Below are 12,840 nucleotides of genomic sequence, written 5' to 3'. Positions count from 1 at the left end.
AACAAACACGTGAATAATTGTTCAGCCGGATTTCTGATGAATATTTCGTGATGACCGTGGTGACCCTTGGAGCGTTTGCTATTGGCCCATACTCGGAAGGAGTGGCCGTCATGCTGTGATGAATGCGATACGCATGCTGTGTTCCGCTTAACTGCTGAGTGATAGGAGCCTGCCTGTTTTGGATAAAAATGTAACCTTAACTCAGCACTTTCGTATAACTTTATATATTTATTTATATATTTGTGATGGATATACGGAGGTGAGCTGATGACTTTATATTTTCGGGACAATTTCTTTAATGCAGGGGAAACAGAGATCCTGAACGAACGGAATGAGCAGGTAGGTTATCTGGATTTGAAGAGCGCTTTTGGTTCGTCGGTCGAAGTTTATGGTGAAGGTATTCAAGTTTGCAGCGGGAGGTTCCCTTTCTTCTCCAATCGCTGGGAGATTCAGGACATCCAGGGGCAAACATTGGGGGTGCTGAGAAGCCGGTTTACCTTTTTCAGCAAGAAATACACGTACGAAACGAACGGGAGGGGGGAGTATGATATTTTATCCCCTGCCTTTTCCAGAGAGTACGAAGTCGTTAACGATTATGGCGTCGTTGCCCGTTTTGCCAAGGTGAGCGGCTGGTTTTCGGCAAGCGCCTATGAACTCTGCAATTACAGCGAGTTATTGAATGATTATGAGCTGGTAGCGGTCATTATGGGCGTTCATGAAATCCAGAAAAGACATAACAACAGCAGCAACCCGGCTGTTACTTAGCGGTTTCGGTGTAACAAGAGCCCTTGCGGATTCCGATCTGTCCGAGGGCTCTTGTGCTGTTCCGTTCTTGCAAACGGGGGCAAAAAGCTGGAACTCAGGCGCCTTATTTTCCCGTTCCCGGGACTTCAATCTTCAAATGTTTGCGATTATATATGATAGGGAACCTTATCAACGGTAGCATCGGAGGTTTTGGAAGGAATGTCTGTAAGAAAAATGCTCTTATTGGGTTTAAGCATAGTTACGGGGATTGGTTTGGCTGCCTGTATGAACCAGTCCCCGGCCGCTGTTACGGCATCTAATGCTAGGGCATCAAGTGCCAGTGCGGTAGCCTCAAGTGCAGCGGCTCCAAGTGCAGCGGCAGTTGGTGCTGTTTATTATGTGGCAACGAACGGAAGCGACTCTAATGCGGGAACAATGGATGCGCCTTGGAAAACGCTGCAGCATGCGGCCGACGTGGTTCCACCGGGAAGTACGGTCTATGCTCGGGGTGGCGTATACAACGAGAAGCTGAAGTTCACCCGCTCCGGATCGGCTTCAAAAGGCCCTATTGTGTTCTCCAGCTATGAGAAAGAGAATGCGATTATTGACGGTTCAGGACTTTCGGTGAACGAAGTTGAAGGATTGATTGATCTTAGTGATGTTAATTATATTTCGATTAACGGTTTTGAAATACGTAATTATATGACTTCTACCAGAGACGTAATGCCGGTGGGGATCTATGTTCATGGATCGGGCAGTTTTATTCATTTATCAGGCAACAAGGTCCATGATATTAAAAACACCGCCACACCGGCAGGCGAAGATCTGCTAGGCCGCGACGCTCACGGGATCGCAGTTTACGGAACGAAAGCTCCGGAATCTATTCACGACATCACGATTGATGGTAATGAACTGTACAATCTCGTGCTGGGCACCAGTGAATCGCTGGTATTAAATGGCAACGTGGACACATTTACAGTGACAAATAATCTAATACACGATAGTGACAACATCGGCATAGATTTGATCGGCTTTGAAGGGAAAGCGCCGGATACGGCATACGATCAGGTCCGCAACGGCCTTGTTAAAGGGAATCGGGTGTACAATATTACTTCCAATAACAACCCGTCCTACGGTAAGAAGCTTCCGAACAACAGCCATTCCGCCGGTGGTATTTATGTGGATGGCGGTAAGGACAGCATTATTGAACAGAATTACAGCTACGGTAACGACATTGGCATTGAAATTGCCTCCGAGCATGCGGGTAAATCCACCAGCAATATTAGGGTGCGCAGCAACGTAATCTACAGCAACCGGCTCACCGGGATTGCCATGGGCGGGTACGATACCGAACGGGGCTCTACAATAAACTGTACGATCGTAAACAATACGGTTTATAAAAATGATACGATCGACGAGGGCGGCGGCCAGCTTTACGTTCAGTACGGTACAAAAAATAACGTGATTAAAAACAACATTGTTGTGGCCAACAACTCCACGAATGTGCTCATATATAATGGGTACACCCAAAATGCCGGAAATGTTGTAGATTATAATCTGTATTACGCCCCAGGCGGGATAGATGAAGCAAACTGGACATGGAAAAATAAAGAGTATGCAGGCTTCTCCGTTTATAAATCGGGAACTGGCAATGATGCGCATTCCTTATTCATTGATCCTAAGTTTATGGACCCATCCAAAGGTGATTTTCACCTGCAGCCCACATCTCCTGCAATCGATGCAGGATCGACGGATACCGCGATAATTGGACAGGTTGATATTGACGGGGAGCCTAGAGTACAGGATGCTGCTGTAAATATCGGCGCGGATGAGTAGAGGCAATGTAGTCAAAAGATGGTCTCCTAGTAAAGGAGAGCCATCTTTTTTTGCTTACTGGAGAAGTTGATCGCTGGTTTGTTTCCACTTATCCCCATTCCTCGTTCGCCAGTTCGTAAACTGTTGTGAATTCAAAGGCGTTTATACCGACGCGGAGTTCGGCTCTGTAAGCCGCGAAAATATGCGCCAACTGGGTTTTGAGTATGTGTTTACCAATTCGGTTTAGATCAAGGCTTAGTTGGTTTTATAGGGAACTGCAGAGGGTGGTGCTTAGGCAAGGAATCAGACAGGAACTCAGGTAAAGGCTATGGTATGGAAAAGCCACTACTGAATCTTTGCTTAATGTCAAAGAGGTCGAGTATTAACATTTTTCCCAGGCCTAAAAAGTGTACATGCGGTTAGAAGGTTTGAGTATTCAAAAAAGTGCCGTCTCCGAAGGGAGCGGCACTTTTCTTCAGGCAGCTTAAGGGATTCAGTTTTCAGCATTGGACAAAATATTTTAGGTGTGGGTAATGTGCTGAAGGGTTTGCACGAAAATTTGCTCAATATGAGCATCGTCCAGGGAATAAAACACGGTTTTTCCGAGTTTGCGTCTCTTAACGATTCTTAAATTTCGCAGGTACCGGAGCTGATGGGAGACGGCGGATTGCCCCATATCCAGCAGCACCGTCAAGTCATGCACACAAAGCTCCTTTTGCCGAAGCGCATCCACAATTCTAATCCGGGTGGGATCGCTGAAAGCTTTAAACCAGTCAGCCATCTGGACGGCGGAATCCATATTTAGCATGGCAGATTTCACAGTCTGCAGATTTTCGCCCGTTCCCTTACAGGTAAGATCACATTCTTCTGCAGCAGCTTCTTCATATTTCATAATCTCACCTACCCGTTTCAAGAAATAAAACCGTTAAACTGGGCTGTTTCTCATAAAATTATAACGATTCGTTGACGCAAAAGAAAGGTTAAGAATATAATGAATACAAACACATGAACAACTGATCATATGTTGACAAAGAGCTCGAGGAAAGGAGCAGTTTAGATGCAGAGTTCTAATTCTAAAGCTAATGTTAATGGCGACACCAATGCCAAAGCCGAAGCCGAAGCCAGTGCCAACGCCAACGCTAGTGTCAATGCCAACGCCGACAATAATGCTAAAACCAATGTAAAACATGAGTATGTATTGGAGGGACTGGATTGTGCGAATTGTGCCTTAAAGGTTGAAAACGGGGTAAAAAAAATCCCTGGTGTTGCGTCCTGTTCGGTCAATTTTACGACCCGCACCTTGTCGCTGGAGACTACGGCCGAAGCCGAAGAGAGTGTGCTGGAACAAACGGCCAGGACAGTTCGTAGGCTGGAGCCCGGAATCCAAATGCAGGTCAAAAATAGACCCCGGGCTGCCGCATCCAGTCTCCCGGGCGCTGGAAAAAGCGGGCCATCTGCCCATCAAGGACTTGATGCCAGCGCCGGGGACTCCTCCAGCCACAGCCATGACCATAGTCATGACCACAGCCACACACATGGACAAGGGGAAGGCCTCAACAAAACCCTGATCCTGCGTTTGGTGGCAGGGGCTGTAATCGCCGCTGCGGGGATGCTCGGGTCTTTCTCGGGCGTGCTGGAATTTGTGCTGTTTGGAGCGGCTTATCTGATTATCGGCGGGGATATCGTTCTCCGGGCCCTGAAAAATATCGTCAGAGGACAGGTGTTTGATGAATATTTCCTGATGTCGGTCGCCACGCTGGGAGCATTTGCTATCCGGCAGTTTCCGGAAGGCGTGGCCGTCATGCTGTTCTATCAAATAGGTGAACTGTTCCAAAGCTTAGCCGTAAACCGGTCGCGCAAATCCATCACTTCGCTGATCAATATACGGCCGGAGTATGCGAATCTGAAGGACGGCGGGGAAATCCGGCGTGTTCGTCCTGAAGAGGTCGGCATCGGGAGCCTCATTATCGTGAAGCCGGGAGAAAAGGTCCCGCTTGACGGACGGATTCTGGAGGGCAACTCTATGGTGGATACGTCGGCGCTGACGGGAGAATCGGTACCGAGGGAGGTACAGCCTGGCAGCCCTGTGCTGGCGGGATTTATCAATAAAAATGGGGTGCTTACGGTTGAGGTATCCAAATGGTTCGGGGAATCCTCCGCTGCCAAAATTCTGGAGCTGGTTGAAAATGCGAGCAGCAAAAAAGCGCCGACGGAAAATTTCATCACCAAATTCGCCCGATATTATACGCCTTTTGTCGTAATTGTTGCGGTGCTTCTGGCGGTTGTTCCGCCGTTGTTCCTGGGCTGGAGTTCTTTTTCAGATTGGCTGTACAGGGCGCTGATCTTTCTCGTCATCTCCTGCCCCTGCGCGCTTGTTGTTTCGATTCCGCTTGGGTTCTTCGGGGGCATCGGTTCAGCGTCCAGGCAGGGGGTGCTCGTTAAAGGGAGCAATTACCTGGAGGCCTTAAATGCGGTTAAATATGTGGTGTTCGACAAAACCGGCACGCTGACAAAGGGTTCCTTTCAAGTGACGGGTATTTTTCCGGAAGAAGGCTGGTCCAAGGATAAGCTGCTTGAATATGCGGCTTATGCCGAGCTTCATTCCAATCACCCTATAGCGGAATCCATCCGGAATGCTTACAAGGGAGAACTGGAAGAGCATGAGGTCGGCGAATACAATGAGATTTCGGGGCATGGAGTAGAGGTCTTCGTCAAAGGGAAAAAGGTGCTGGCCGGCAATGCCAAGCTGATGCAGCAGAACAACATTTCGGCTGCAGCTCAGCCAAAAGCAGCCGGCACCGTGGTGCATTTGGCTTTAGACGGCCGGTACGCCGGATATCTTGTCATTTCGGATGAATTAAAAGCGGACGCGGCAGCCGCCGTTCAAGCCTTGAAAGAGCTTGGCGTAAAGAAAACTGTTATGCTTACGGGGGACATCAAATCCGTAGCGGACTCGGTGGCTGAGCAGCTTAAGATTGACGAGGTTTACAGCGAGCTGCTGCCGGAGGATAAAGTCAGCCGGATTGAAGCGCTGGACGAATTGAAATCGGCTAAAGACAAAATTGTTTTTGTAGGGGACGGGATTAACGACACTCCCGTTCTGGCCCGTACGGATATTGGCATCGCCATGGGCGGCCTTGGCTCGGATGCGGCTATCGAAGCGGCGGATATCGTAATCATGAACGATGAGCCTTCCAAAATAGCCGCGGCCATTCATACGGCCAAACGCACCCGGCGTATTGTCTGGCAGAATATTATTTTTGCGCTTGGTGTTAAAGCCGTCTTCCTGGTGCTGGGCGCGTTCGGCATAGCGACCATGTGGGAGGCGGTGTTCTCAGACGTCGGCGTAACCGTAATTGCTGTAGCCAACGCGATGCGCGTAATGCGTTCTGCCTGAGGAAGCTGCTGATAAAGCTGATTCAATGTCATATAAAAGAAAAAGCCGCTGGTTTAGCGGCTGTTATTACCTCAAGGCAGCTCGATGGTGAGCTCCACCGGATAATGATCCGACGGATACCGTCCGTCAACGTTCCAGCGGTTGATAACAATTGATTTCACAGGCCCCGCGCCGCGCTGAAAAATCCAGTCGATATGCGGACCGTCCGTATCGCCGGTATAATTGCCGAAGGTGCAGGTGCCAGCCAGGTCCTGTCCCGACTGGGTCCAGGTGTCGGTGAAACCAGAGTCCGCAAGCAGGAGATAAGCCTCTTCCTTCTCCGTAGAGTTGAGGTCGCCTCCAATAAATACGGGAAGCCCGGAAGAGCCGGCAATCTGTTCGACTCGCTCCAGAATCAGCTTGGCGCCTTGAACCTGGGCGGGTTCTTTTAAGGCAAAATGAGTGTTGAAATAATAAAAATCGGCGGTGCCGTCCTTTGCCCGCAAGCGGGCAAAGGTACAGATGCGGGGATGATCCGTGTCCAGGGAGCTGCGGCTGCCCGGGATTTCAGGGGTTTCACTCAGCCAGAATTGGCCGGACTCCAAGGCTTCAAATTTATCGCTGCGGAACAGAATGTTGACGTATTCGTCATTTGTGTCTCCCAGCCTTGATGCACCGATTGAAACATAACTTGCCCCGCAGTTTTCCAGCAGATAATCCCTCTGGGCTTCGTACGCCTCCTGCAGGCCAACCACATCCGGGGCAAAAGCCTCGATCACCTGTACGGCCAGATCCTTCCGGTTATCCCAGCAGTTGACCGTCCCGTCGTCGCCATGGAGCGTCCGTATATTAAAAGACATGATTTTCAGTTCGGTGTTCATGTTTATCAACCGTCCTTTGCTGTTAAATGATCCGTCCTGTTCCCTGGACGTTAAAATACAAGCCAAATAGTCAAACTGCTTGCACGGTTCTTCGTTTCAATGGACTCACTGCACCGAGATCCTTAGGTTCAGGTAAAAAAACTATAACCAGCATGTACGTCTATTTTACCATGCAGAAACCTGCCGTTGGGCCTGGACGGAAGGATACTTATTAACTTTTTCCAAATCATTCTTCCGGTTCCCCTCTTGCCAAGGCGCAAACGATATGTTATCTTAACGATGTAACCGGTTCCACATTGGTTTCCCAAATAAGGAGAGAAAGCTATGGCAACCATACGTGATGTGGCTAAACATGCCGGAGTTTCGGTAGCGACGGTTTCGCGGATGATCAACGGAACAGGTTATGTCCACGAGGACACCCGCCGCAACATTGAAACCGCTATCAAGGAACTTCAATATACACCCAATGAGGTCGCGAGATCTCTATATAAGAAAAAATCAAAGCTGACCGGCCTGCTGCTGCCGGATATTACGAACCCGTTTTTCCCCGAGCTGGCCCGCGGCGTCGAAGATGAAATGCAGGAGAACGACTACCGCATCATCTTCGGCAACAGCGATGAAGACCGGGACAAAGAACAGGATTACATTCAGACCTTTGTGCAAAATAATGTGGTTGGCGTTATCGCCTCCACCAACAGCCCGGACACAGACACCTACCGGAAGCTGGCTATCCCGGTGGTATTCCTGGACCGGACGGCGGATGACAGTCCTTCCGTCTATTCGGACGGCAGGGAAGGCGGCCGGATCGCCGCCCGGGAAATGATCGCCCGCGGCAGCCGCCGCGTGACGGTGATGCAAGGGCCCAAGCATGTCCGGCCGGCCCAGGACCGCTTTAAAGGCGCTGTGGAGATGCTGAAGGAGCAGGGAATCGACTACAACGTGGTGCAGACCTCGTCCTTCTCCTTCACCGATGCCGGGACCTGGGCCGAGCAGCTGTTCAGGCAATACCCGGATACCGATGGGGTTATCGCCAGCAACGACATCGTGGCGGCGGCTGTGCTGCATGAGGCGCTTAAGCTTGGCAAGAAGGTGCCGGAAGAGGTGCAGATCATCGGCTATGACGATGTCCCGCTAAGCGGGATTCTGAATCCGGCGCTGACGACTATCCGCCAGCCCGCTTATGATATGGGAAGGGCAGCGGCCCGCTTGCTGATTGCTTTTATAGAGAATAAACCGATTGAACAATCAACCCTTCAAATGCCCGTAACCTTTACTGAACGGGATACGACGAGAAAGGCGGAACAATAACATGGCAAAGATTGTAGTGGTAGGCAGCTCATCCATTGATCTGGTAGTAACGGCATCCAAACGACCGGGAGCCGGAGAAACGGTTCTCGGCGAAAGCTTCAAGACGGTTCCCGGAGGCAAAGGAGCCAACCAGGCCGTAGCGGCAGCGCGGCTTGGCGCCGAGGTGACCATGATCGGCCGCGTAGGGGATGATCACTTCGCGGAACAGATCCTGGACAATTTTAAACAAAACCGTGTTTCTGTCACGTATGTGGAACCGGTTACACATAGAGAAAGCGGAACGGCGCATATCGTCCTGGCCGAAGGCGACAACAGCATCGTCGTCGTGAAAGCGGCCAATGACGAAGTGACGCCGGACTATATCAGTTCCCGTGCAGTGGACGCGTTCAGCGGAGCGGATATGGTCCTGATTCAGCAGGAAATTCCGGAGGAGACGGTGGTCTACGTAAGCCGGCTGGCTAAACAGCTTGGCATTCCGCTGCTGCTTAACCCGGCTCCGGCCAGAGCGATTCCGCAAGAGGTGGTCGAGAACGCAGCCTATATTACGCCAAACGAACATGAAGCAAAAATTCTGTTCACGGATCTCAGCATAGCCGAAGCGCTGCGGAAATATCCCAACAAGCTGTTTATTACGGAAGGCAGCAAGGGCGTACGTTATTTCGACGGCGCAGAAGAGGTGCTGGTGCCGTCTTATAAGGTGGAAGTTGTGGATACGACAGGAGCCGGCGACACGTTTAACGCGGCATTTGCAGTGGCGCTGGCCGAAGGCAAACCGGTCTATGACAGCGTGCGTTTTGCGAACCGAGCGGCCTCCTTGTCTGTAACCCGATTTGGGGCACAGGGCGGGATGCCGCAGCGCCAAGAGGTAGAGGAGCAGATGTAAGATGAAGAAACTGGGGATATTAAATAGCCACATTGCCAAAGTGCTGGCCGATCTTGGCCATACCGATACCATCGTTATTGCTGATGTGGGACTGCCCGTTCCGGACGGGGTCCCCAAAATCGACCTGGCGCTGACGTTAGGATCGCCAAGCTTCGAAGACACCGTCAATGCGGTGTCCGAGGATATGGTCGTAGAGAAGCTTGTGCTGGCGGAGGAAATCAAAGCGGATAATCCGCAAGCGCTTCAATATATGAAACATAAATTTGCGGAAGCCGAGCTGGAATTCTGCCCGCATGAACAGTTCAAGCAGCTGACCCGCAAGGCCAAAGCCGTGATTCGAACGGGTGAAGCCAAACCGTATGCGAACGTGATTTTGCAGGCTGGCGTTAATTTCGGGAAATAAGGAGGAGCCGTTATGCGTATTGAAATGAAAGGCATTCATAAAGCGTTTGGCACCAACCAGGTTCTGTCCGGCGTGGACTTTGACCTGGAGCCTGGTGAAGTTCACGCTTTGATGGGCGAGAACGGGGCCGGCAAATCCACGATGATGAACATTCTGACGGGCTTGTACGTGAAAGACGCCGGGACGATTACGATTGACGGCAAAGAGACGTACTTCTCGAATCCGAAGGAAGCGGAGAAAGCGGGCATCGCTTTTATCCATCAGGAGCTGAATGTATGGCCGGACATGACCGTGCTGCAGAACCTGTTTATCGGGCGCGAGATGTCGTCGTCCTGGGGCCTTTTAAAAGAGAAGGAAATGAAGGCGCTTGCAGCGGAGCAGTTCCGCAAGCTGTCGGTGGATATTCCGCTGAACATCGAAGCAGGCGAATGTTCGGTCGGCCAGCAGCAGATGATTGAAATCGCCAAAGCCCTGCTGACGGACACCAAAGTCATTATCATGGACGAACCAACGTCGGCCTTGACCGAACGGGAAATCCGCAAGCTGTTTGAGGTGATAGCCTCTTTGAAGAAAGAAGGCGTCTCTATCGTCTACATTTCCCACCGGATGGAGGAAATCTTCGAAATCTGCGACCGGATTACGGTGATGCGGGACGGCAGAACGGTGGATACTCAAGCGATTCCGGACACAAACTTCGACGAAGTGGTACGAAAAATGGTCGGCCGCGAGCTGACGGAACGTTATCCGGCGCGGACGCCGAATCCCGGCAAAGTGGCGCTCGAGGTGTCGCACGCTTCCCGCAAAGGGCTGTTCGAGGACATCAGCTTTAAGGTTCATGAGGGCGAAATCATTGGTTTCTCCGGGCTGATGGGCTCGGGACGCACGGAAATCATGCGCGCCTTGTTTGGACTCGATCCGCTCGACCGCGGCGAGGTGACGCTGTTCGGCAAAAAAGCCGCGATCCGCAAACCGGATGACGCGGTGAAGCTTGGCATCGGGTTTATAACGGAGGACCGGAAGGATGAAGGTTTGATCCTGGATTTTTCCGTTCGTGAGAATATGGTGCTGCCGAGCCTGAAGAGCTTTACCTCCAAAGGGCTGATCTCGGCGCAGAAAGAGAAATCGTTCGTCGATATGCTGATTCAGCGGCTGCGCATCAAAACCCATACGTCCGAAACGGCGGCGGGCAACCTGTCCGGCGGCAATCAGCAGAAGGTGGTTATCGCCAAATGGGTAGGTATCGGGCCTAGAGTGCTTATTCTGGATGAACCGACCCGCGGGGTTGACGTTGGCGCCAAACGGGAAATCTACCAGTTGATGAATGAACTGACCGGACATGGCGTGGCCATCATCATGGTATCGTCGGAGCTGCCGGAGGTGCTCGGCATGAGCGACCGGATCGTGGTGGTACACGAAGGCCGGATCACCGGAGAATTAAGCCGGGAAGAAGCCACGCAGGAAAAAATTATGACACTCGCTACGGGGGGACAATAACATGTCGACAATGAATGAAGCAAAAACAAGCAAAGGGTTTCAGTTGTCGCAGGTGACGCAAAAGCTTGGTCCGCTGCTGGGCCTGATCATTCTGATCATCATCGTTTCCGTATTGAATTCAAGCTTTTTGGAACCGCTTAACATACTCAATATGCTGCGTCAGGTATCTATTAACGCGCTGATCGCGTTTGGCATGACCTTCGTTATTCTGACCGGCGGCATCGACTTGTCGGTTGGATCGATACTCGCTTTATCCAGTGCTTTTATCGCCAATTTGATGGTTTCGGGCCTTGATCCTGTTCTCGCGATTATCGTTGGCTGTCTGGCCGGCGGGGTTATGGGGGCGGTCAACGGCCTCATGATTACGAAAGGTAAAATGGCTCCATTTATCGCAACTTTGGCGACCATGACCATCTTCAGAGGTTTGACGCTTGTGTACACAAACGGCAACCCGATTACGGGACTTGGCGACAGCATGGCGTTCCAGCTGTTTGGCCGCGGTTATCAATTCGGCATTCCAGTACCGGCCGTTACGATGATTATTACTTTTGCCATCCTGTGGGTGGTTCTGCATAAAACGTCCTTCGGACGCAAAACGTACGCCATCGGCGGCAACGAAAAAGCGGCCCGCGTATCCGGCATCAAGGTATCCCGCGTCAAAATCATGATCTACGCGTTGGCTGGCCTGCTCTCCGCACTTGCGGGCGCTATCCTGACGTCCCGTCTGAACTCGGCCCAGCCGACAGCCGGCACTTCTTACGAGCTTGACGCCATCGCGGCGGTTGTTCTCGGCGGCACCAGCTTGTCTGGCGGCCGCGGCCGCATCGTCGGCACTCTGATCGGCGTGTTGATCATCGGCATTCTGAACAACGGGCTGAACTTGCTCGGCGTCTCTTCCTTCTACCAGATGGTGGTCAAAGGGATCGTGATCCTGATCGCCGTACTCATCGACCGGAAGAAATCCGCATAAAGGGGAGATTAAACGATGAAAAAGTTAACGCTATTAATGGCAGCGCTGCTGCTTGTCCTAACGACCGGCTGCTCCATGCAGCCCCCTAGCTGGGCGAAACCGAAAACCGGCGGGGATTTGACGCAGATGAAGATTGGCCTGTCAATTTCAACGCAGGATAATCCGTTCTTCGTTTCTTTGAAAGACGGCGTAGTAGCCGAAGCCAAGAAGCAGGGCATCGAAACGATCGTGGTGGATGCGCAGAACGACTCGGCGAAACAGACCAACGACGTGGAGGATTTGATTCAAAAAGGCGTCAACGCCCTGCTGATCAATCCGACCGATTCGGCGGCGATTTCGACGGAAGTCGAGAATGCCAACAACCTGGGCATTCCGGTTATTACGATTGACCGTTCGGCCGACAAGGGCGACGTTAAAGCGTTTGTTGCCTCCGATAACGTCAAAGGTGGTAAAATGGCTGCGGAATACCTGGCTCAGCTGGTGGGCAAAGGTGCCAAAGTCGTGGAGCTGCAAGGCGTAGCCGGCGCTTCCGCAACCCGTGAGCGCGGCCAAGGCTTCCATGAGGTGGCCGATACCGAATTGAATGTTGTGGCTTCCCAGGCGGCTGATTTCGACCGCACCAAAGGTTTGAACGTGATGGAGAACCTGCTTCAGGCGCATCCGGACGTGCAGGCGGTATTCGCCCAGAACGACGAAATGGCGCTTGGCGCAATTGAAGCGATTCGCAGCTCAGGCAAAGACATCCCGGTCATCGGCTTTGACGGCAGCGACGATGCGCTCAAAGCGATCCAGGACGGCAAGCTGACCGCAACGGTGGCTCAGCAGCCCGAACTGATCGGCCAAATGGCCGTCCAGGCGGCGCGCGACGTGCTGCAGGGCAAAACAGTCGAGAAATCCATTCCGGCACCGCTGAAGCTGGTGACGAAGGAATAACAAACGCACCCCAATCGGGCTATCGCCTGGTTG

The 12,840-nt window shown here is 51.8% G+C and carries 11 protein-coding genes; 9 read left to right on the top strand and 2 right to left on the bottom strand.

Annotated features, from left to right (window positions below):
• Positions 1-267: 267 nt before the first annotated feature.
• Together AWM70_RS16080 and AWM70_RS16075 are read left to right on the top strand one after the other, a co-directional pair.
• The gene (locus AWM70_RS16080) at positions 268-765 is read left to right on the top strand and encodes an LURP-one-related/scramblase family protein (protein ID WP_068698091.1); all 498 of its coding nucleotides are present in this window, start codon (positions 268-270) and stop codon (positions 763-765) included.
• A 198-nt stretch (positions 766-963) separates the two neighbouring features.
• On the top strand, positions 964-2,580 hold the full coding sequence (locus AWM70_RS16075) for a right-handed parallel beta-helix repeat-containing protein (protein ID WP_237167736.1): 1,617 nt from the start codon (positions 964-966) through the stop codon (positions 2,578-2,580).
• A 499-nt stretch (positions 2,581-3,079) separates the two neighbouring features.
• Here AWM70_RS16075 and AWM70_RS16070 read toward each other — a convergent pair whose 3' ends face one another.
• The gene (locus AWM70_RS16070) at positions 3,080-3,451 is read right to left on the bottom strand and encodes an ArsR/SmtB family transcription factor (protein WP_068698089.1); all 372 of its coding nucleotides are present in this window, start codon (positions 3,449-3,451) and stop codon (positions 3,080-3,082) included.
• Between the two features lie 165 nt (positions 3,452-3,616).
• Between AWM70_RS16070 and AWM70_RS16065 the strand changes: the two genes are divergently transcribed.
• Complete coding sequence (locus tag AWM70_RS16065; RefSeq protein ID WP_083180359.1) at positions 3,617-5,956, top strand: heavy metal translocating P-type ATPase; 2,340 nt, start codon at positions 3,617-3,619, stop codon at positions 5,954-5,956.
• Between the two features lie 71 nt (positions 5,957-6,027).
• Here the strand turns inward: AWM70_RS16065 and AWM70_RS16060 are convergent, their stop codons facing one another.
• On the bottom strand, positions 6,028-6,816 hold the full coding sequence (locus tag AWM70_RS16060; protein WP_068698087.1) for an endonuclease/exonuclease/phosphatase family protein: 789 nt from the start codon (positions 6,814-6,816) through the stop codon (positions 6,028-6,030).
• A gap of 324 nt (positions 6,817-7,140) precedes the next feature.
• Here AWM70_RS16060 and AWM70_RS16055 point away from each other — a divergent pair, with 324 nt between their 5' ends.
• Genes AWM70_RS16055 through rbsB form a run of 6 tightly spaced genes read left to right on the top strand, consistent with a single transcriptional unit; the run spans position 7,141 to position 12,807 of the window.
• On the top strand, positions 7,141-8,124 hold the full coding sequence (locus AWM70_RS16055) for a LacI family DNA-binding transcriptional regulator (protein WP_068698085.1): 984 nt from the start codon (positions 7,141-7,143) through the stop codon (positions 8,122-8,124).
• A 1-nt stretch (position 8,125) separates the two neighbouring features.
• Positions 8,126-9,007, top strand: coding sequence for a ribokinase (rbsK, locus tag AWM70_RS16050; protein WP_068698083.1), 882 nt, complete (start codon positions 8,126-8,128; stop codon positions 9,005-9,007).
• A 1-nt stretch (position 9,008) separates the two neighbouring features.
• The gene (rbsD, locus tag AWM70_RS16045) at positions 9,009-9,410 is read left to right on the top strand and encodes a D-ribose pyranase (RefSeq protein ID WP_068698081.1); all 402 of its coding nucleotides are present in this window, start codon (positions 9,009-9,011) and stop codon (positions 9,408-9,410) included.
• A 12-nt stretch (positions 9,411-9,422) separates the two neighbouring features.
• Positions 9,423-10,904, top strand: a complete 1,482-nt coding sequence (locus tag AWM70_RS16040; protein ID WP_068698079.1) for a sugar ABC transporter ATP-binding protein — start codon at positions 9,423-9,425, stop codon at positions 10,902-10,904.
• 1 nt (position 10,905) lies between these two features.
• Entirely contained in the window at positions 10,906-11,874 is a 969-nt protein-coding gene (locus AWM70_RS16035; RefSeq protein WP_068698077.1) for an ABC transporter permease subunit, read from the top strand.
• Positions 11,875-11,889: 15 nt separating this feature from the next.
• A complete protein-coding gene (gene rbsB / locus AWM70_RS16030) occupies positions 11,890-12,807 on the top strand; it encodes a ribose ABC transporter substrate-binding protein RbsB (protein WP_068698075.1) in 918 nt (305 codons plus the stop codon).
• The last annotated feature ends 33 nt before the right edge of the window (positions 12,808-12,840 follow it).

The sequence above is a fragment of the Paenibacillus yonginensis genome (genome assembly GCF_001685395.1).
Classification (GTDB): Bacteria; Bacillota; Bacilli; order Paenibacillales; family Paenibacillaceae; genus Fontibacillus; species Fontibacillus yonginensis.
Note: the sequence above shows the minus strand (reverse complement) of the source record. Positions and strands in the feature narration are given on the sequence as shown.

Coding starts and splice junctions, on each gene's coding strand:
- AWM70_RS16060 (WP_068698087.1), bottom strand. CDS start 6,816: ATGAACACCGAACTGAAAATCATGTCTTTTAATATACGGACGCTCCAT.
- AWM70_RS16080 (WP_068698091.1), top strand. CDS start 268: ATGACTTTATATTTTCGGGACAATTTCTTTAATGCAGGGGAAACAGAG.
- AWM70_RS16055 (WP_068698085.1), top strand. CDS start 7,141: ATGGCAACCATACGTGATGTGGCTAAACATGCCGGAGTTTCGGTAGCG.
- AWM70_RS16075 (WP_237167736.1), top strand. CDS start 964: ATGTCTGTAAGAAAAATGCTCTTATTGGGTTTAAGCATAGTTACGGGG.
- AWM70_RS16065 (WP_083180359.1), top strand. CDS start 3,617: ATGCAGAGTTCTAATTCTAAAGCTAATGTTAATGGCGACACCAATGCC.
- rbsD (WP_068698081.1), top strand. CDS start 9,009: ATGAAGAAACTGGGGATATTAAATAGCCACATTGCCAAAGTGCTGGCC.
- rbsK (WP_068698083.1), top strand. CDS start 8,126: ATGGCAAAGATTGTAGTGGTAGGCAGCTCATCCATTGATCTGGTAGTA.
- AWM70_RS16040 (WP_068698079.1), top strand. CDS start 9,423: ATGCGTATTGAAATGAAAGGCATTCATAAAGCGTTTGGCACCAACCAG.
- AWM70_RS16070 (WP_068698089.1), bottom strand. CDS start 3,451: ATGAAATATGAAGAAGCTGCTGCAGAAGAATGTGATCTTACCTGTAAG.
- rbsB (WP_068698075.1), top strand. CDS start 11,890: ATGAAAAAGTTAACGCTATTAATGGCAGCGCTGCTGCTTGTCCTAACG.
- AWM70_RS16035 (WP_068698077.1), top strand. CDS start 10,906: ATGTCGACAATGAATGAAGCAAAAACAAGCAAAGGGTTTCAGTTGTCG.